The sequence below is a fragment of the Acidiphilium sp. PA genome, assembly GCF_026191915.1.
Classification (GTDB): Bacteria; Pseudomonadota; Alphaproteobacteria; order Acetobacterales; family Acetobacteraceae; genus Acidiphilium.
Genome location: NZ_JAIMBY010000007.1, coordinates 113,843 through 132,353, shown reverse-complemented (window position 1 = coordinate 132,353; position 18,511 = coordinate 113,843). Strand labels below are relative to the sequence as shown.

14 protein-coding genes are annotated in these 18,511 nt (G+C 67.8%); 4 read left to right on the top strand and 10 right to left on the bottom strand.

Annotated elements, in window-relative coordinates; all coding sequences use genetic code 11:
* Nucleotides 1-3 precede the first annotated feature (3 nt).
* The 8 genes from AruPA_RS11165 to AruPA_RS11130 all read right to left on the bottom strand — a co-directional run bounded on the left by AruPA_RS11165 (nt 4) and on the right by AruPA_RS11130 (nt 11,742).
* Entirely contained in the window at nt 4-2,424 is a 2,421-nt protein-coding gene (locus AruPA_RS11165; RefSeq protein ID WP_265636771.1) for an ABC transporter permease, read from the bottom strand.
* Nucleotides 2,424-3,170: an ABC transporter ATP-binding protein gene (locus AruPA_RS11160; RefSeq protein WP_265636770.1), complete on the bottom strand. Its 747-nt coding sequence runs from the start codon at nt 3,168-3,170 to the stop codon at nt 2,424-2,426. Before AruPA_RS11160 ends, AruPA_RS11165 begins: the two co-directional genes overlap by 1 nt.
* A 2-nt stretch (nt 3,171-3,172) precedes the next feature.
* Nucleotides 3,173-4,555, bottom strand: coding sequence for a TolC family protein (locus tag AruPA_RS11155; RefSeq protein WP_265636768.1), 1,383 nt, complete (start codon nt 4,553-4,555; stop codon nt 3,173-3,175).
* A complete protein-coding gene (locus tag AruPA_RS11150) occupies nt 4,552-5,820 on the bottom strand; it encodes an efflux RND transporter periplasmic adaptor subunit (RefSeq protein ID WP_265636766.1) in 1,269 nt (422 codons plus the stop codon). The genes AruPA_RS11155 and AruPA_RS11150 overlap by 4 nt, the downstream gene beginning before the upstream one ends.
* Before the next feature lie 189 nt (nt 5,821-6,009).
* Complete coding sequence (locus AruPA_RS11145) at nt 6,010-8,025, bottom strand: acetyl-CoA carboxylase biotin carboxylase subunit (RefSeq protein WP_265636794.1); 2,016 nt, start codon at nt 8,023-8,025, stop codon at nt 6,010-6,012.
* Nucleotides 8,026-8,030: 5 nt separating this feature from the next.
* A complete protein-coding gene (locus tag AruPA_RS11140; RefSeq protein WP_265636765.1) occupies nt 8,031-8,819 on the bottom strand; it encodes an enoyl-CoA hydratase/isomerase family protein in 789 nt (262 codons plus the stop codon).
* Nucleotides 8,820-8,824: 5 nt separating this feature from the next.
* Nucleotides 8,825-10,432, bottom strand: coding sequence for a carboxyl transferase domain-containing protein (locus AruPA_RS11135; protein WP_265636793.1), 1,608 nt, complete (start codon nt 10,430-10,432; stop codon nt 8,825-8,827).
* A 101-nt stretch (nt 10,433-10,533) separates the two neighbouring features.
* On the bottom strand, nt 10,534-11,742 hold the full coding sequence (locus tag AruPA_RS11130; RefSeq protein ID WP_265636764.1) for an outer membrane beta-barrel protein: 1,209 nt from the start codon (nt 11,740-11,742) through the stop codon (nt 10,534-10,536).
* Nucleotides 11,743-12,015: 273 nt separating this feature from the next.
* Between AruPA_RS11130 and AruPA_RS11125 the strand changes: the two genes are divergently transcribed.
* The 3 genes from AruPA_RS11125 to AruPA_RS11115 are packed head-to-tail and all read left to right on the top strand — an operon-like array spanning nt 12,016 to nt 14,166.
* Entirely contained in the window at nt 12,016-12,954 is a 939-nt protein-coding gene (locus tag AruPA_RS11125; RefSeq protein WP_265636763.1) for a glycosyltransferase family 2 protein, read from the top strand.
* Nucleotides 12,954-13,946: an acyltransferase family protein gene (locus AruPA_RS11120; RefSeq protein ID WP_265636762.1), complete on the top strand. Its 993-nt coding sequence runs from the start codon at nt 12,954-12,956 to the stop codon at nt 13,944-13,946. Before AruPA_RS11125 ends, AruPA_RS11120 begins: the two co-directional genes overlap by 1 nt.
* Nucleotides 13,947-13,953: 7 nt before the next feature.
* Nucleotides 13,954-14,166 carry a hypothetical protein gene (locus AruPA_RS11115; protein ID WP_265636761.1) on the top strand — a complete coding sequence of 71 codons (213 nt, stop codon included), beginning with the start codon at nt 13,954-13,956 and terminating at the stop codon, nt 14,164-14,166.
* Here AruPA_RS11115 and AruPA_RS11110 read toward each other — a convergent pair.
* Together AruPA_RS11110 and AruPA_RS11105 are read right to left on the bottom strand one after the other, a co-directional pair.
* Nucleotides 14,124-15,593, bottom strand: coding sequence for a hypothetical protein (locus tag AruPA_RS11110; RefSeq protein WP_265636760.1), 1,470 nt, complete (start codon nt 15,591-15,593; stop codon nt 14,124-14,126). The genes AruPA_RS11115 and AruPA_RS11110 overlap by 43 nt on opposite strands.
* A complete protein-coding gene (locus tag AruPA_RS11105; RefSeq protein WP_265636759.1) occupies nt 15,571-17,751 on the bottom strand; it encodes a polysaccharide biosynthesis tyrosine autokinase in 2,181 nt (726 codons plus the stop codon). The genes AruPA_RS11110 and AruPA_RS11105 overlap by 23 nt, the downstream gene beginning before the upstream one ends.
* A 197-nt stretch (nt 17,752-17,948) precedes the next feature.
* Between AruPA_RS11105 and AruPA_RS11100 the strand changes: the two genes are divergently transcribed.
* On the top strand, nt 17,949-18,500 hold the full coding sequence (locus tag AruPA_RS11100) for a polysaccharide biosynthesis/export family protein (protein ID WP_265636758.1): 552 nt from the start codon (nt 17,949-17,951) through the stop codon (nt 18,498-18,500).
* The last annotated feature ends 11 nt before the right edge of the window (nt 18,501-18,511 follow it).

Here is an 18,511-nt window from a genome sequence, read left to right as displayed (position 1 = left end):
GCTTCACGCTGCATCCAACAATGTCTTTACCGGCAGATTGGCCGCGCGGGCGGCCGGGCGCCAAGCGGCGATGAGGACGAGGCCGGCGATGATTGCAAGCGTCGCGGCGAACACGAAGGGCGCGATCTCAGCCTCATGAAACAGCAAAGGTGACATGGCGCGCACCAGCAGATAACCGCCAATGATGCCGCCGGTGAGGCCGAACGCCAGCAGCCATGCGGCATCGGTCAGCGCCAATCGGAGCAGGCGCGATGGGCTGGCGCCGAGCATCGCCCGCATACCGAACTCGGGCAGTCGGGCGCGGGCGATGAAGGCGTTGACGGCGTAGACGCCGAGGGCTGCAAGGCTGAGAGCGAGAGCCGCGAAGATGGCGACGATCGCGGCGGCCATGCGCCGCAGCGCGAGACGGTTGTCGATCATCGTCGTGTAAGGGTGGATCGAGGCCACCACACTGCCCGGAATCATGGTTTCGATTAGGGATTTCGCGTCTTGCTCCGCACTCGCGATCGAGCCGCGAATGTTGAGAATGATGCCTCCGACATCGAGCGGATAGCCCGGTATATCGAGGTCGGCGAGTGGAAGATAGATCGTTCCCAGTTGCCGATGCCAGGGCTCGATCCGCCAAACGACTGGCGCGGCAACGCCGATGATACTAAATTTACCAAGTGGTTCGACAGTTACGATCTGCCCGATCGGGTCGGTTGTGCCGAACAGACGGCGGGCGACACCGGCACCGATCACGGTGACTTTGGCACCATTTGTCTGTTCCAACCTGCTGATGCCACGGCCGGCTTGAATGGTTATGCCTAAGGTCGATGTATAGTGGTCGCCGATAATTGCGGCATTAACCTGACCGCCCGTCGCGTTGGCTTGGTCGCGCATGATCGCAAGGCCAGCCCTGCTGGAACTGAAAGGCACGGTTATGAACCCTGCTGCCGTCGCATCCCGCACATAGCTCTCGCCCCGCAAGCGCGTGATCGTGTCGCGCATCGCCGGCCCCAACGTCGTTGTTTCGGGTGTGATGATCTGTGCAATGATCCGATGGTTAGGCGAGAAACCGAGCTTACGGTTGAGGAACGCGAACTGACCGATGCTGAGGGTCAGGCTGCCGGCGAGTAGGGCACAAGCAAGGGCGATCTGGATGATGCCTAGACTGCGCTGCACCCGCCTGGACGCGCGACCGATCGTTGCTTTCGGGCCGCCGCTCAGTGCCACCTGCAACGGATAGCGCATGATCATGATCGCGGGCGCGATGCCGGTCAGCACCAGCGTAACTACGGTCAGTACGGCGGCGAGGGTGATTTCGTTCCAGCCGAAGCCGAAGTGAAACGGCGCTACGACGATCGCCGCACCGTAGGAGAGAATGAACCGCGAGCCGATCCAGCCTATTACGCTGCCGAGGGTGAATACGATTAGTGCGATCGGTATCTGTTCGAGCAACAGCAGCCGCAGCATTAAACTGCGCGACCCGCCCAGCACTCGGCGCAACGCGAATTCGTGCAGCCGCGCGCGATTGCGAACCAGTGCCAGATTCGCGGTGTTGGCAATGGCCAGAACAAGTAACAGCAACGCGGTGCCCTGAAGGACATCGGGGAGAACGCCGATACGTGCTTCACGTTCGAGCGCGGGGCGTAGCGGAACGATACTCAAGCCAACGTCGTGCAAAGGGTTCCTGAAGAGCGGCGACAAGCGCGCAACCACATCAGGCACGGCGCGCTGCAATGCGTTGTCGATCCCGGCAATTGGAGCACTTTTGGGCAGCCGCACAACCATGGACGCCTGCGGATTCTGTTCGGCTAAGCCAGCCAGCGGGAAAACCATGGGTAGCTGCACATCGTTACCCTGATTGAATGCATAGCCGCGCGGGAGAACACCCACGATTTGATAGGCATGGCCATTGAACGCGATTTGCCGCTGTAACGCGCCAGCGCTACCACCATAGGATTTCTGCCAGAATTTATAGGAAATCATGGCTTCGGGTGGTCCACCGCGCCGGCCTGCGGCAAGACTGGGTAGCCGCCCAATTTCCGGGCGAACGCCAAGAGTGCGTAGGAACGATGGTGTTATGCGATCGAACGTCACCGGTGTCGGGTGGCCAGCGATGGTTGCGGGCGCGACCCCGCCTTCCAGATACAAGCCGCTTTCTGCCAGAGCGGGCACGTTGTTTCGGATAACCCGATAGGCACTCGGTGAAACCTGATCATTGTTTATCGGTGTGCGAGGCGCGTGCTCGTTGACCAGAAACAGATGGTCGGCCGCCTGGTAAGGCAGCGGCCGGAACAGGAAGCCGTAGAAAATACCGAACGCCGTCGCATTGGCGCCGATCGCCAACGCCAGCATCACGATGCTGGCCACCGCGTAGAATGGGCGGAGCACTAAACCCCGCGACGCCACTCTCGCATCGTCGGTGAAATTGCCGCGCATCATTCGCCTCCAAGTGGCAGGTGATCATCTTCCGGGTGCAGCGCGACCACGGCCTCGCCAAAGCTTTCATCGACCACCTGGCCGTCGGAGAGCCTCACGATGCGGCGGGCGCGGCGGGCGTAATGCAGGTCGTGCGTGACCATCAGGATGGTGGCACCCTTGTTCGTGTTGAGGTCTTCGAGCAGCGCCATCACCGCCTCGCCGGCTTTGGAATCGAGGTTGCCGGTGGGTTCGTCGGCCAGGATGATGTCGGGTTCGGTGACCAGGGCGCGGGCGATCGCGACGCGCTGCTGCTGGCCGCCCGATAGTTGCGCGGGGTAGTGCCGCGCGCGGTGGGCCATGCCGATGTCCGACAGGATGGCGGCGACCCGCTCCTCGCGCGCGGGCCTGGCGATGCCGCCGCGATAGATCAGCGGCAGGGCGACGTTTTCCGCGACGCTCAGATCGCCGATCAGGTTGAACGCCTGGAACACGAAGCCGATGTGTCGGTTGCGGAAGGCGGCGCGATCGCGTTCGCGCAGATGCGCGGCATCCTGGCCGGCCAGCCGGTAGACCCCGGCGGAGGGGTCGTCGAGCAGGCCGAGGATCGCCATCAGCGTCGATTTGCCGCAGCCCGAGGGGCCGGTGACCGCGACGTATTCGCCGCGTTTGACCGCGAGATCGACCCCGGCCAGCGCATGGGTTTCGACCTGATCGGTGCGGTAGATTTTTTTCAGATCGGTCACGTCGATGACGGTTTCGGTCATGGTCACTTCTCCTGGAGCGGGGCGTGCGGGGATAGAGTTGTCGAGATGCGGTGCACCAGCAACGGTGTCGCGCTGCCGGCGGCCTGGGCGAGACCGGCTTCGTGGTCGATGGCGGCGACCACCGCGGCGTGGAGCGCGAGTTGCGCCGATAGCAGCGCCTGACGATCGGCGATCAGGTCGCTCGCGCTGATCAGGCCGGCGCGCACGCCATCCGCCGCCGCCTGCACGGCGCGCGCCGCCGCCGTGGCCGCAGCACGGGCGGCGGCGAGGCGGGCGCGATCGAGCAGGACCGCGAAATAATCGGTCCGCACCGTGCGGATCACGGCGAGCCGCGCGGTGGCGGCGTTGGCTGCCGCCGCGTCGCGCCGGGCGCGGGCCCGGTCGACCGCCGCGCGGGTCGCACCGCCGGAAAAGACGTTCCAGTTCATCTGCACCGTCACCGCATTGCCCTGTTGCAGCGTATAGGCCGGGCCGGTGATGCCCTGGCCGAAGAACGCATAGCCCGCGCGGCCACCCTGGGCGGTATGGGTGTGCTGCAACTGGAGCGACAGGCTCGGCAGGTCGGCCCCGCGCGCCGCGGCGATCAGCGCCGCATCGTCGCGCACGGTGAGTTTCGCCGCCGCGAGGGTTGGGTTGCCGCTGGCGGCGCGGGCGAGCCAGGTGGTGATGCGGCCGGGTGCCGGCAGGGCCAGGGCGATCGGGAGAGAGCCGCTGACCTGCACCTGATCGCCGGTGAGTGCCGCCAGGGTTGCGCGGGCGGCGATCAGGGCGGTCTGGGCCTGGACCACCTGTGCCGCGATCGATCGGGCGGCGGCGCGGGATTCATCGGCGCCGATCACCCCGTCCATGCCGGCACGGTAGCGCGCTTCGGCATCGTGATATTGCAGCGCGAAGCCCCGTGCCGCCGCGCGAAGCGAGGCAAGATTGTCGTTTGCGGCCAGCACCGCGACGTAATCGGTGATCACCTGCACGTTCAGGGCCTCGAGCCGGGCCTGATAGGTGGCGGCGGCTTGCTGCACGGAAAATCCGGCGGCTTGGAGGGTTTTGATCCGGCGCCAGTCGAACAGGGTCTGGCTCAGCGTGACCTGCCAGGTGGAGACGCCGATCCGTTGATCCTGGCGGATCGGCTCGAAGCCGCTGCCGTAGAAATCGGCACCTTCGAACGCCTGGTTCTGCGGCCCGGCCGCCGCGGCGATGCTGAATTGCGGCAACAGGGCCGCGAGCGCCGCGGGTTGCGCGGTAGCCGCCGCGCGCAGCTGTGCGGAGGCAGCCAGAAACGCCGGATCGTTCGCGCGGGCTGCCAGCCAGACGGTCCACAGGCTGGCGGCATGGGCGCTGCCCGGCAGGGTGGCTGCCAGCGCGGCGAGGCACAATGCCCGCCTCATCGGATGCGGATCATCGGTTTGCCGGCGAAGCTGCCGGTATCGGAGACGATGATCCGCTCGCCGGCATGCAGGCCCGCGAGCACCTGGATCGCGTTGGCCGAGGTGGTCCCGAAACGGACGCGGACGGGGATGGCCCTGTGGCCGCCATCGACCAGCCGATAGACGATCGCCGTGTGATCGGGCCTCGCATCGACCGGCCGGGCGACCGAGAGCGTGCTGGCGATGGTCGTGACATCGATATCGCCCAGCACCGCGAGATCGGGCCTGGTGCCGGGGGGCAGATGCGCCGGCAGTTTCACATCGACCCGTACGCTGCCGTGTTCGACTGCGGGCGAGACGCGGGTGACGATGCCCATGATGCGGGTTTCGCCCTGATCGTTCAGGCGGATGCTGGCCGATTGGCCCGAAGCGACCTCGCCCGCTTCGCTCGGCGCGACATCGAGCGCCGCCTTCAGATCGGTGAGGCTCGCGATTTTTGCGACGGCGCCGCCCAAGGCCAGGGTCTGGCCCGGCTGGGCCGCGACGCTCTGCACCACGCCGGCCTCACCCGCGGCGATGGCGAGGGACGCGACATTGGCCTGGGCTTCCGCCAATGCCGCCTGGAACGCCGCGAGCCGCGCCTGTTGGGCCGCGCGCTGGGCCGCCTGATTGCGCGCGAAGGCGGCGATGCGCTGCTCGGTGAGTGCCACCTGTTCGCGCGCGGTCGCGGCATCGAGGATGGTTTTGCGTTCGTCGAGAACCGCGACCACATGTTCGGCGGCGAGACCGCGTTCGGCCTGGGCACGCAAGGCGGCCGCCTCGGCGGCGGCGCGGGCGGTGGCGCGTTCGGCCTCCAGGGTGAGGCGCGTGTTATCGAGCGTGGCCGCGAGCGCGGCGCGGGTTGCCCTGGCATCGGCCAGATCCGATCGCGCGGCGATCAGGGCCGATTGCAGATGCGGATTGACCAGCCGGACCAGCACGCTCGAACGGGTGACCACATCGCCCGGCCGCACCAGCACGCGCGCGACGACGCCGGGCACCGATGCCGTGACGAACCGTTCGCCGCGCGGGCGGAGCACGCCGGGCGCCTGCACCCGCACCAGGAACCGGCCCTGCCGCACCTGCGCGATGACCAGCGAATCCCGCGCGACCGATGGGCCGGAGGGCAGGATGACAACGAGCGCTGCGACCAAAGCGACACCCAGGGCGGCAAGGGCCGCCAGAGTGGCGCGGCGCTGGCGCAGCACCCGGCGCTGGATAGGTTCGGGGATTTGGAAATCAGGCATCGTGGCTCCCGGGCGGTTGCCGCGATCACAGCAAATCCCGTGCCATGCCGGGCCGGGGCCGATGGCGCGGCAGACCGGGATCAATCCGGCGGTCGATGCACCGCCGCGATCCCGATCATGGGATTCCGGTCCCGTTTTCGGATTTGCGGCAGCGGCGATCCAGGGACGATGGCTGGCGGGGCCGCCGGTCTATGCGGGGATCGGGTCCGGTGCCGCTTCGATCACGGCGAGTTCCGCGCCATCGTCCACGAGGTCGCCGACGGCGCATGACAGGGTGGTCACCACGCCGGCGCGCGGTGCGGTGATGCGGAACTGCACCTTCATCGCTTCGACCGTGACCAGCAGATCGCCGGCCGCCACCATGTCGCCCGGTACGACGCCGACCGCGATGACGCGGCCGGGCATGGGTGTGATGACCCGGCCGCCGGCGGTGTGCGCGGTGCCGCTGCCGGCAAACGGATCGACGATGCGCAGCGCGTGCGGCGCGCCATCGGCGAAGATCACGATGCGATCCTGCCGCGCCCGATCGGGGTCGTGCAGGGCGGTGAGCGTGGTGGTGACATGACCGATGGTGACGGTGAGCCGGTCGTCCGGCAGGACGGCGATGGCTGCGGTGGTGCTGGTGCCGGCGTGATCCATCGTGAGGCGGCCGGCGGGTTCCGGGTGGATGCGGATCGGAAATTGCGCCGTGCCATCATCGAAAGTGACATCCTGACAGGCCGGACCGTTCAGACGCCAGGCGGATTTCAGGGTCCAGGGCGAATGCGGGTCGGATGGCGCGGCGTGGCTTGGCAGATCGTGCAGCCAGCGGTGCGCGGCGGCGGCGAGCACGGCGGGTGATGCCGGCGCGGCGGGGGCGAGCAAAACGGGTTCGTGGCGGGCGATGAAACCGGTGTCGAGGTCTGCGGCGGCAAATTCGGGGTGGCCGATGATCCGGCGCAGCAGCGGCAGGTTGGTGCGTACGCCGTCGATTTCGAGTGTGGCCAGCGCGCGGGCGAGGTGGCGGATCGCGCCGGCCCGATCATGGTCCCAGGCGATCAGCTTGGCGATCATCGGGTCGTAATGGATCGAGACCGCATCGCCCTGGCGCACCCCGGCATCGATGCGGATATGCGCCGAGGGTTCGGGCAGGCGCAGGTGATGGATGGTGCCGGTCGAGGGTGCGAAATCGCGCAGCGGGTCTTCGGCGTAGAGGCGGATTTCGATGGCGTGGCCGGTGCGTTCGATCTCGTTCTGGGTCAGGGGCAGCGCCTCGCCGGCGGCGACGCGGAATTGCCATTCGACCAGATCGAGCCCGGTGATCAGTTCGGTGACCGGATGCTCGACCTGCAGGCGGGTGTTCATTTCCATGAAATGAAAATCGCCGCCCTCGGCGATGAACTCGACCGTGCCGGCACCGACGTAATCGATCGCGCGGGCGGCAGCACAGGCGGCCTCGCCCATGGTGAAGCGCTGATCCTCCGAGATCAGCGGGGCCGGCGCTTCCTCGATGATTTTCTGGTGGCGGCGCTGGATCGAGCAGTCGCGCTCGAACAGCGAGACGACGTTGCCATGCGTGTCGGCGAACACCTGGATTTCGATGTGGCGGGGCCGGGTGAGGTATTTTTCGATCAGGACCTGGTCATCGCCGAACGCGGCGCGCGCCTCGCCCTTGGCGAGATCGAGGGCGGCGGCGAAATCGGCCGGCGCGGTCACGATGCGCATGCCCTTGCCACCGCCGCCGGCCGAGGCCTTGATCAGCACGGGGTAGCCGATCGCGGCGGCCTGGGCGGCCAGATGATCGGGCGCCTGATCGGTGCCGTGATAGCCGGGCACCAGCGGCACCCCTGCCCGCTCCATCAGGGATTTGGCGGCGGATTTCGAGCCCATCGCGCGGATCGCGGCGGCGGGCGGGCCGATGAAAATCAGCCCGGCGGCGGTGCAGGCTTCGGCGAAGGCCGCGTTTTCGCTCAGAAACCCATAGCCGGGGTGGATCGCCTGCGCGCCGGCCTCACGCGCGGCGGCGATGATGCGGGCGCCATCGAGATAGCTCTCGCGCGCGGCGGCCGGGCCGATCGCGACGGCGGCATCGGCCAGCGTTACGTGGGCGGCCGATCGATCGGCTTCGGAGAACACGGCGATGCTGCGGATGCCCATGCGCCGCGCGGTGCGGATGATGCGGCAGGCGATTTCGCCGCGATTGGCGATCAGGATCGTGTCGAACATCATGCTCAGTCGATCAGCCAGGATGGCGCGCGTTTTTCGAGGAACGCCGCCAGACCCTCGCGCCCTTCGGCCGAGGCGCGGTGCTCGGAAATCAACTGCGCGGTGCGCACGATCAGCGCGCGATCGATCGGGCGATCCGCCACCTCGGCGATCAGCGCCTTGGCGGATGCCTTGGCCTGCGGGCCGCCGCGCTGCAGGGCGGCGATCAGCGCATCGCGCGTGGCGGGGAGTGCATCCGGTGCGACCACCTCATGGACCAGACCGATGCGATGGGCGGTCTCGGCGGTGAAAATCTCGCCGGTCTGGAAATAGCGCCTGGCCTGACGCGGCCCGATCGCTGCGATCACATAGGGGCTGATCACGGCGGGGATCAGGCCGAGGCGCACTTCGGAGAAGCTGAACTTCGCATCCGACGTGGCGAGCGCGATATCGCAACAGGCGACGAGGCCGACGCCGCCGCCGAAGACGGCACCTTGCACCAGGGCGAGGGTCGGTTTGGGCATCGTGTGGAGCGCGTGCATCAGGCGGGCGAGGTCCTGCGCGTCCGCGAGGTTCTGTTCGGGCGTGTAGGCGGCGCTCCGGCGCATCCAGTTCAGGTCGGCACCGGCTGAAAAACTCCTGCCCCGGCCCTGCAGCACCACGAGCCCGATCTCCGCGTCGGTCGCGACCTTGCCGAGGATGTCGAGCAGGCCGGTGATCATGGCATCGTCGAAGGCATTGTGCAGCTCGGCGCGGTCGAGCGTGATGGTGGCGATGCCATGGCCGTCGATACGGAAATCGATGGGATCGTTCATGGTCATCACATCCGGAACAGGCCGAATTGCGTCGGCGGCACGGGGGCGTTGCGACTGACGGACAGGCCGAGGCCGAGCACCATGCGGGTGTCGGCGGGGTCGATCACGCCATCGTCCCACAGGCGGGCGCTGGCGTAGTAGGGGTGGCCCTGGGTTTCGTATTGCGCGGCGATCGGCGCTTTGAAATCGGCCTCGTCGGCTTCACTCCAGGTGCCGCCCTTGGCCTCGATGTTGTCTCGCCGGACCTGCGCCAGCACCGCGGCGGCCTGGGCGCCGCCCATGACGGAGATGCGCGCGTTCGGCCACATCCACAGGAAACGCGGATCATAGGCGCGGCCGCACATGCCGTAATTGCCGGCGCCGAACGAGCCGCCGATGATGATTGTGAATTTCGGCACGTTGGCGGTGGCGACCGCGGTGACCAGCTTGGCGCCATCCTTGGCGATGCCGCCGGCCTCGTATTTCCGGCCGACCATGAAGCCGGTGATGTTTTGCAGGAAAACCAGCGGAATGCCGCGCTGGGCGCAGAGTTCGATGAAATGCGCGCCCTTTAATGCGGCTTCGGAAAACAGTACGCCGTTGTTGGCGATGATGCCGACCGGATAGCCCCAGATATGCGCGAAGGCGGTGACCAGCGTGGTGCCGTAGCGCTGTTTGAACTCGTCGAACGACCCGTCATCGACGATCAGGCGGATCACCTCGCGCACATCGTACTGCGCGCGCGGATCGGCCGGGATGACGCCGTAGAGATCGTCCGGCGCGCCGGGTGGCGGGCGCGGGGTACGCGGCGCGGACGCCGGTGGCTTGGCGAGGTTGAGCGATGCCACGATGCGCCGGGCGATGCCGAGCGCATGGGCATCGGATTCGGCATAATGATCGGCGACGCCGGAGAGCCTGGTATGGACATCCGCCCCGCCGAGGTCTTCGGCCGTCACGATCTCGCCGGTGGCGGCTTTGACCAGTGGCGGTCCGGCGAGGAAAATGGTGCCCTGATCACGGACGATGATGCTTTCATCCGCCATGGCAGGGACATAGGCGCCCCCGGCGGTGCAGGAGCCCATGACCACCGCGATCTGGGGAATGCCGGCGGCGGACATGGTGGCCTGATTGTAGAAGATGCGGCCGAAATGCTCGCGATCGGGGAAGACGTCGTCCTGGTTCGGCAAATTCGCACCGCCGGAATCGACCAGATAGAGGCAGGGCAGCCGGTTCTGGGCCGCGATTGCCTGGGCGCGCAGGTGTTTTTTCACGGTGATCGGGAAATACGTGCCACCTTTGACCGTCGCGTCGTTCGCGACGATGACGCATTCCCGCCCGGCGACCCGGCCGATGCCGGTGATGATGCCGCCGGCCGGGACCGGCTCGGGGTAGAGCCCGTGGCCGGCGAATTGCGAGAGCTCGAGGAAGGGTGACGCCGGGTCGATCAGCAGGCGGATGCGGTCGCGCACCGGCAATTTGCCGCGCGCGACGTGGCGGGCGCGTGCCGCCTCGCCGCCGCCCAGGCGAATGGTTGCCACATCGGCCGCCAGTTGATCGACCAGGGCGCGCATGGCGCGATGGTTGTGCGCGAAGGCCGCGCCCCGATGATCGAGAGCCGAGCGGAATCCGCTCATGCCGGGTGTCGCCGCATTGTTACCGCCACCGAATCCCCCCATGGTCACGCGAGACATTTTATTACGCAGATGCGGGCAGCCGGCAAGACGGACCGGTGCGGTCACGGCGCCCAGGTGAGCGCCACCAGCAGGCGCAGCTCGTGCGGCGCCGATCCTGGCAGATTGTGGCGAATTGCATAGGACAGGCTGGGTTGCAGGGAAAAATGCCGCGCCCAGGACCAGGCGGCTCCGAGCTGCATGGTGGTGTCGCGCGCCTGATGGCCGGCGATGGTGCCGGCGCTGGCATCGACCGTGGCGGTGAGTAACAAGGAGCGGGTGAAGGCGTTCGCGAGGGCGAAATGCAGGGTGGTGACCGGCTCGCCCGGGGTGCCGAGCGTGGTGTCGATGCCGGAATCGCGGCTCAGATCGAGTTCGGCGGCGATCAGGGCGTCCGGCGTCCAGCCCAGGCCGATCGAGCCGACCGGGATGGTGCCGGGCGCGGTGGTGGGACCCGCGAAATGTTGCGCCGCGATGCCGGCGACCGCGCGCAGGCGCAGCACGCGACCCGGCGCGGTTTCCGCCCCGCCGAGCAGCGCGATGGTGGTGGCGTTCGAGACGCCGGCACCGGCCCGTACACCGCTGTAGCGCGCGACGGCGAGGTTCAGCCGCGCGAGCAGGCGCAGCACGCCGTCGTTCGCGGTGGCGAGTTCGCCCGAGGCGCGCAGGAAGGCGCGGGCGCGGAACGGGGCCGGTAGCGTGGTGGTGGTGCGGTTGATCGTGGTGTCGCTGAACTCGATCCGGCTGGTGGTATCGAACGCGCCGAGCGGCAGGCGGAGCGCTGCCCTGCCGTCGGTCAGGGCGACGGCGAACGGGGCACTGGCCGCGGCCTGGCTGGTGCCGAGGGCGGATTCCCGGGTGGTGAGGCGCGCGCCACCCAGGGTGATGGTGCCCGCGCCGAAGGGTACATCGAGGCCGAGGCCGGCGGTGATGTTGTTGGCCGCGGCCGCCTGATCGCCCGGATAGCGGTTGAGATCCGCACCGGCGAAGGCGGCGAGGCCGAGGGCGGCATCGCTGATCTGGACCGAGGGTTGCAGGCGGATGGTGGCGCTCGCCGGGGCACCGGCAGCCGGGGCGCTGTCGAACCCGGTGGTGGCGGTGAGGCTCGGGTAGACCCGCAGATCGTCCGGCGTGATGCCGAGCGTGATGCCGCGCGGGATGTCGTCCCGGTGCAGGCGTGTCGCGACGGTGACGCCGGCGGCGACGGAAAAGCCGGGTACTGCGATCGGGAGGAGGTTGCCGATCGATTGGGCTTGGGCGGCTGAGGGGTACAATAATGCCAGGAAAATTAAGGAAGTTCTTCTTTTTTTGAAAAAAAAGAAGCAAAAAAACTTTGGTCCTGAGGCGGCGTGCCTTTGGTGGGGTTCGGCGGCTGGCTTCAGGCAGATGTTTTGCTGCTGCTGGCTCGAGACAGCGGGCGAGACGGTCGGTTCAGCCTGCGGCATGATCGCTCCGCCTTTGCATCGATTTCGGTTGCAATCTGGTTGTGTCTGCGGCCATAATACACAACCCTTAATTGAATGTCGCTGGGAAAACAGGATTTCGTGATGCGAAGATCGTCCCAGGCTGCGACCGGCGCCGAGCCGCCGATCCTCACCGTTGCGATTTGCACGCATAACCGCGGCATCGCGGTGGCACGATGCCTGGCGGGGCTTGGACCGCCGCATCCCGCGGTCGATGTGCTGGTGGTCGACTCCGGGTCGGACGGCGAAGAAGCCGAAACCATTCTGCGCGCCGCGATGGCGCATGGCGCACAGCATACGCGCCTTGCATCGGTCGGGCTGAGTGCGGCGCGGAACGCCGCGCTGGCGGCCGCGCGGGGGCAATGGATCGCTTATCTGGATGACGACGCAACACCGGCTTCGGACTGGGTGACGGTGCTGCTCGCGAGCATCGCGCAGGACCCCGACCTCGCCGCGACCGGCGGCATGATCCTGCCGCAATGGCAGGCGCTGCTGCCGGTGTGGTGGCCGGACTCGCTGCGCGCGGTGCTCACGATCATCGACCGGGTCGCACCGGACGCCTGCGCCGACATCGATCCCTATGCCGCAAATATCGCGTTCCGGCGCGATGTGCTGACGCGGTTCGGCGGGTTTCCCGCCTGCCTCGGCCGCCGCGGCACGCTGCTGCTGTCGAACGAGGAGACGTATATCCTGCGCCGGCTGCGCCGGGCGCATTTCCGGGTGCGGTTCAACCCCGCCCTCGTGGTGCACCATGAAATCGCGCGCGAGCGGTTGCGGCCGGACTGGCTGGTGCGCCGCCAGTATTGGAGCGGCGTATCGGAGGCGGTGATGCTGGCCGCGCTGGGTGAGCGGCGGATGGCGCGCGCCTGGCGGATGGCCGCGCACGCGATGGTGCTGGCGCCCTGGCTGCTCTTTCCCCGGCAGAGCACGCGCCAGATCAGCCTGCGCTGCAAGGCGGCGTTCGCCACCGGCTTTGTCCGCGGCATGTTGATCGAGGCATCGGACGACATGGTCACGGTCTGATGCGCCGGCTCGATATCGATCGCGCCAAGGGGCTCGCGATCACGCTGGTGGTGTTCGGGCACATCGTGGCGCGGCAGAACCCCGCCCATGTGCACTGGTATCAGCCGCTGCGCCGGGCGGTGTATGCGTTCCATATGCCGTTTTTTTTCTATCTGAGCGGCATGGTTTCCTTCCTGGCCGGGCATGTGAGCGTGCGGCCCTCCGGCTGGGCACGGCTGGCGGCGAGCCGGGTACGGCGGCTGCTGGTGCCGTTCGTGCTGATGGGCGCGCTGATCATTGCGGGCAAATTACTGGCGGCGCGGTTCATGTTCGTCGATAACGCGCCGCGCAGCATGCTTGCCGGGCTGATCGATCTGATTTGGAACCCCGTGCGCAGCCCGGCCTATTCGCTGTGGTACCTCGCCGTGTTGTGCGCGCTCAGCCTGATGACGCCAGTGCTGGCGTGGGCGATGCGCGGGCGGCTGGTTCTGGTGGTCGCGGTGTTCGCGGCGCTGGAACTGGCAAACCCGCCCTGGCATCTCTACCTTGCCGATCTCTGCCGCTACGGGCTGTTCTATGCGCTTGGAATCGGGGCCGGCGCGCTCGGCGTGCGTTGGACCGGCTGGATCGATCGCTGGCGCCTTCCCTTGCTCGCGCTGTTTGCCGTCGGTTTTACAGCGATTGCGCTGGCGGGGCATCGCTGGCCGTTCGATGCGCGATTACTGGTGCTGGGTGTGCTCGCGATGCCGGCCCTTCATTCTTTGGTAAGGAGTTCGTGGTTATCATCCGATCGTACACTGGTCACCATCGGGCGGTATTCACTCATGATCTATCTGTTCAACACCATCTTCATCGGCCTGACCAAGGGGCTGTTGTTTCATGTCACGAGCTGGAACGGCGATCATTTCCCTGCGTTCGTCGGGGCTTTGATGCTGGCGGGCATGCTTGGGCCGATCATGCTAAAACGCACGGTTCTGCGTGCCATTCCCCCGCTCGACCGGATGACCGAGTGAACCGGCCATGGCGCGGTCGGTGGCCGTGGCGCGGTTTCTCGCAGCCGTGCCGCCAGCGGTGGCGGCCAGTTTCAACGATGCGCAGCTCGCCGCGATCGATCTGCATTTCGGCATGCGGTTCCGGGCCGCCCATCTGATCGACTGGCGGCGGCGGTTCGGCTTTGCGCGCTGGCGGGTTTACGCGGTGGTGCTGGTCGGGCGGGATCGCCACGCCGCGTAGCATCGCGCGAGCACAAGCTCGCCGGTCAGCACCGCGAGCCAGACGATGCGGCTCTCATAGCGGTCGTGCGGGCCGGACAGGCTGCCGGTGACCACCGCATTGCCCACCAGCGCCAGCAGCACGAAACCGGCGAGCCAGAACAACCGGTGATCGATCGGCCGGTGATCGATCGGCCGATCCTTGTTCAGCGGGCGGGTATGGCGCAGCGCGGCAATGACGCGGAAGGGGCGGATGGCTTGCACGACCGCCCACAGTACGAACGCCAGTGTCGCGACGATCCCTGCGATCGTGACCGTTGCGACGATCGCGGCGAGCGGCTCGCCGATCGCGAGACGCCGGCGGGCCTGCCGGCTGCGGAGAAATACCCGTACCGTTGCCGGGGGCAGATCGCGCCGTATCGTGGCCCCCGCCGTGGCCGACCACGGGCGCAGGCCGCTGCCCGGCGCGAAGGTGACCATCTGGCGCAACGTGTCACGCACGGCATTGCGCGCCACCACGGCCGGATATGTCATGACGGTGTCGCGCACGATCGCGTTGGTCTGATCGATTAAATGGATCGGGCCGCCGGCGCGATACAGCGGGCTGTTCGCCGTCCAGAGAAACCGGTCCGCACTGTGCGCGAGGTCGGCCTGGTAGCGGCACAACGCCCAGCGCTGCGTCGGACAGTCCCGTGCCAGGGTGGCGCGTGCCGGGCCATCGCTCAGCAGGCGGGCGAGCACGAAGGTGTCGCCATAGGGCGAGGGCGACGGTGTGCCGGAGGCGATCAGATTGACCGCGATCAGCGCGGTGACGCCGATGGCCAGCGGGGGCAGCAGATGCTTCCAGTCCGGGCGCGGGCGCGCGCGAAGGCGCAGCACCAGCACGCACAGGCACAGCCCTGCATAGATCGGCAGATTACTCAGATGCACCATGATCGCGAGCGTGATCAGCAGGGCGAGCGATCGCCGCTCACGCCGCCTCATCCGGTCATCGAGCACCAGAATCGCGAAGGCGAGCACCATCAGGGGGGTAAAAATATCCGGCATGATCTGCGCCGCGGTCCAGGGCAGTGCGGTCAGCAACACCAGCGGTGCCAGCAGCAGGGCGCCGGCGCCGAGGCCCGCGCGGGGTGCCACCATGCGCTGGGTGCGCCGGATCATCCACGCGGTCACGGCGCATTGTGCGATCGTCGGTAGCCACAGGTTGTGCCCCCAGTCGAGCGCGAGCAGCAACATGCTGTAATAGGGCGGCCGGTCCCAGCCGAGATGGTGCTCCATCATCTGCGAGATATACGTGCCGGTGTCCGAGAAGATCAGCGGAAACCCGTTGTAGAGCGCGGGCCACAACATCAGCAGCGTGGCCGCGCCCAGCAGCGCGGCTTCGGGAGCATCGAAGCCGGTGCGCAGCCGCCCCGCCGGACGGGCGTCAAGATCTGAAATAACCGCCATAGCGTGGATGATAGAGTTCGGAATCAGCGAAGCCTGCGCGGGCGTGGCGCGCGCCATCGACCCGGGTCAGGATGGTACCGGCGACCCTGATGCCGGCCTGATCGAGCAGCGTGAGAGCCGCGGCAACCACCCGGCGCGGCGTTTCCGCCCAACGGATGCACAGCAGGGTGGCATCGGCGGCCTTCGCCAGAACCTGACTTTCGGCGAGGGCGAACACCGGCGGCAGATCGAGAATGACCAGATCGTAGCGGTCGCGCAGGGTGGTCATCAGCGCGCGCATCGAGGGGGCCATGAACAGCGACAGCGCATCGGCCGCGACGGCGCCGGCGGGCATGACATCGAGCTGCAGATCGGGGAGCCGGTGGATCGCCGCATCCGCCGGCACGCGACCCGCCAGATGATCGGTCAGGCCCGGCGCGCCGCCGAGGTTGAACACCGCATCGAAACTCGGCTGGCGGATGTCGCAATCGATCACCAGCACGCGCATGCCCCCGGCGGCGAGCGAGACGGCGAGGCTGACGGCGAGTGTGGTCTTGCCTTCGCTCGGTCGCGCTGCGGTGATCGCGAGGCTGCGCGGCGCGGACGGGTCGAGCCACAGGCTGGTGCGCAGCGCGCGCATCTGCTCGTTGAACGGCGAGAACGGGTGCATCCGGGTGTATTCCGGCATGGCGAGCCCGCGCCGGGCGCGCCGCGTGACCTCGGGGATCAGGGCGATGCAGGGTAGATCGAGCGTGGTGCGGATCTCGCCGCCGGAGCGGAAACTGCCGTTCAGCAAATCCGCCGCGAGTGCGGCGATGATGCCGAGGCTGAAGCCGAGCACGGTCGCGCCGGCGATGATGAGGGTGGTGCGCGGCGCGCTCGGCACCTCCGGCGTGTCGGCGGGCGAGATGATCCTGGCGTCCGGCCTGGCCAGGACGCTCTGGCTTTCCAGCGTGCCGATCTGCTCGGTCTGCTCGCGCAGCAGGCTGCGCTCGGCGGTGCGCTGTTCGAGCAGGCTGGCGAGCGGTGCGGCGCGGATGGATTCGGCGGCGGTACGCCGGCGCAACCGCGCAAGCGACGCCTTCAGACTGGCGACGCGGGCCTGATCGACCTGCATCGTCGCGCGGGCCGCCTCGACCTGACGCGCGGTCTCCGCGGCGATCTGGCCTTGCAGGGCGGCGAGCTGGTGGCGGACCGCGCGGTATTCGGGGTAGTTCGGCCCCTCGGTGCTGGCGAGCGCGCCAAGCCGGGCGGCGAGTTCGGCGGCACGGGCGCGCATCGGTGCGACGTTCGTCGCAATCGCCGCTGCCGCCGCCGCCGGTGTTCCGCCGCGGGCATCGGCCGCCTGCAACTGCGCGCTGGCGGCGGCCAGATCGGTCTCGGCGCGGGCCAGGCTGTCGGTCAGTTGGCCGGCTTCCTGATTGGTCAGCGGCGCGGCACCGGTGCCGCGTTCGGTGCCGGCGGCGGCGCGGGTGCGGGCGATGGCGATATCGAGCGCGCGCAACGCTGCCCCGGTTGTGGCGGCGCGCCGGGCCAGCCAGGTCTGCGCGTGGTCGAGCATGGTCAGATTATCGTCGCGCTGGCGCGCGAGATAGGTTTGCATCGCGCTGTTGACCGCCTGCGCGGCCAGTTTCGGATCGGTGCTGGTGAACGAGACCCGCAGCAGTTGCGAGCCTGACGGGACGGTGACCGCAAGGGCGTTGCGGACCCGATCGACCAGCGCCCGGTGCGACAGCGGCGCGGCGTGGGCGGGCGGCAGGCCGAGCCAGCGGCGCCAGCGTGGCGATGGCGCCAGGGCGGGATTGAACGGCGGGGTGTGCGCCAGATCGAGCCGGTCGATCATGCTCTCGATCACGGCGGTGCTGCGCACCACGGCGATCTGGCTGGTCATGAGCGTATCGGTCACCTGGCTGGTTTCGAGCACGCCGCGCAACAATTTCGGGTTGAAGTCGAGCGGCGCGTAGAGCAGGGTACCGGTGGCGGTGTAGGTGGGCGGCTGACGCGTGAGCGCCAGGGCGACGAGCGCCGGCAGGCCGATGGTGATCAGCGCCGTCAGGCGCCAGTGGCGGCGAATGGCACGGAGCGGTTGCAGCGGGTCGGGCGCGGTCAGCAGTGTCAGCGCGCCGGCCAGGAGCGGTCGGGGCGAGGCGGCGGGCGACAATGATCCGACCTCGCTCATCGGGATGACGGATTTTCAGCAGCGGGAGCCGAGCACGTCATGGGATTGGGTCACCGGCCTGTTTTTGCGATGCAACAAATAATGTGTGATTGTTGCCCCGATTTCGCGTTAAGTCAATCTTAAGTTGCTGTTCAATCGTTTGCCCTCGAAGGTTGTGAATGATGATGCTGCGAGACTCATCCGGGCGTCGAAGCCTGATGCTGCGGACAATGGCTTGTTGGGGCGTGGCGATGCTGGGCGGGTGCGCGGCGGGCGGCGATCTGCCGCCGCTGCCGGCGACATCGGCGCGGAATTACCGGCTCGGCACCGGCGACCGGGTGCGGGTCGTGGTGTTCGACCAGAAGCAGTTGAGCGCCGATTACGATGTCAGCGCCGCCGGCATGATCGATGTGCCCCTGCTCGGGCCGGTGCGCGCGGCCGGCCATACCGCAAGCGGACTCGGCCGGGCGATTGCGGCGGGGCTGGTGCGGCGCGGCATTCTGCGCCGACCGGAGGTCGCGGTCGATGTGCGGCGGTATCGGCCGTTTTCGATTCTGGGTGAGGTCAACAAGCCCGGCCAGTATCCGTTTCAGCCGGGCATGACGGTGCTGACGGCGGTCTCGATCGCCAACGGCTTTACTGACCGGGCGCTGCAGTCGCGGGTCGGGGTCATTCGTGTGCGCCACGGGCGCTCGGTCGAATATCGGGCCCCGGCGACGGCGTTGATTGCGCCGGGTGACGTGATCGAGGTGTTTGAACGTCACTTCTAAACCGGGTAGCA

Bases quoted from the DNA above. Each gene is read 5' to 3' on its own strand.
- AruPA_RS11165 (WP_265636771.1), bottom strand. From the start codon at position 2,424: ATGCGCGGCAATTTCACCGACGATGCGAGAGTGGCGTCGCGGGGTTTA.
- AruPA_RS11160 (WP_265636770.1), bottom strand. From the start codon at position 3,170: ATGACCGAAACCGTCATCGACGTGACCGATCTGAAAAAAATCTACCGC.
- AruPA_RS11155 (WP_265636768.1), bottom strand. From the start codon at position 4,555: ATGAGGCGGGCATTGTGCCTCGCCGCGCTGGCAGCCACCCTGCCGGGC.
- AruPA_RS11150 (WP_265636766.1), bottom strand. From the start codon at position 5,820: ATGCCTGATTTCCAAATCCCCGAACCTATCCAGCGCCGGGTGCTGCGC.
- AruPA_RS11145 (WP_265636794.1), bottom strand. From the start codon at position 8,025: ATGTTCGACACGATCCTGATCGCCAATCGCGGCGAAATCGCCTGCCGC.
- AruPA_RS11140 (WP_265636765.1), bottom strand. From the start codon at position 8,819: ATGAACGATCCCATCGATTTCCGTATCGACGGCCATGGCATCGCCACC.
- AruPA_RS11135 (WP_265636793.1), bottom strand. From the start codon at position 10,432: ATGAGCGGATTCCGCTCGGCTCTCGATCATCGGGGCGCGGCCTTCGCG.
- AruPA_RS11125 (WP_265636763.1), top strand. From the start codon at position 12,016: ATGCGAAGATCGTCCCAGGCTGCGACCGGCGCCGAGCCGCCGATCCTC.
- AruPA_RS11120 (WP_265636762.1), top strand. From the start codon at position 12,954: ATGCGCCGGCTCGATATCGATCGCGCCAAGGGGCTCGCGATCACGCTG.
- AruPA_RS11115 (WP_265636761.1), top strand. From the start codon at position 13,954: ATGGCGCGGTCGGTGGCCGTGGCGCGGTTTCTCGCAGCCGTGCCGCCA.
- AruPA_RS11110 (WP_265636760.1), bottom strand. From the start codon at position 15,593: ATGGCGGTTATTTCAGATCTTGACGCCCGTCCGGCGGGGCGGCTGCGC.
- AruPA_RS11105 (WP_265636759.1), bottom strand. From the start codon at position 17,751: ATGAGCGAGGTCGGATCATTGTCGCCCGCCGCCTCGCCCCGACCGCTC.
- AruPA_RS11100 (WP_265636758.1), top strand. From the start codon at position 17,949: ATGCTGCGGACAATGGCTTGTTGGGGCGTGGCGATGCTGGGCGGGTGC.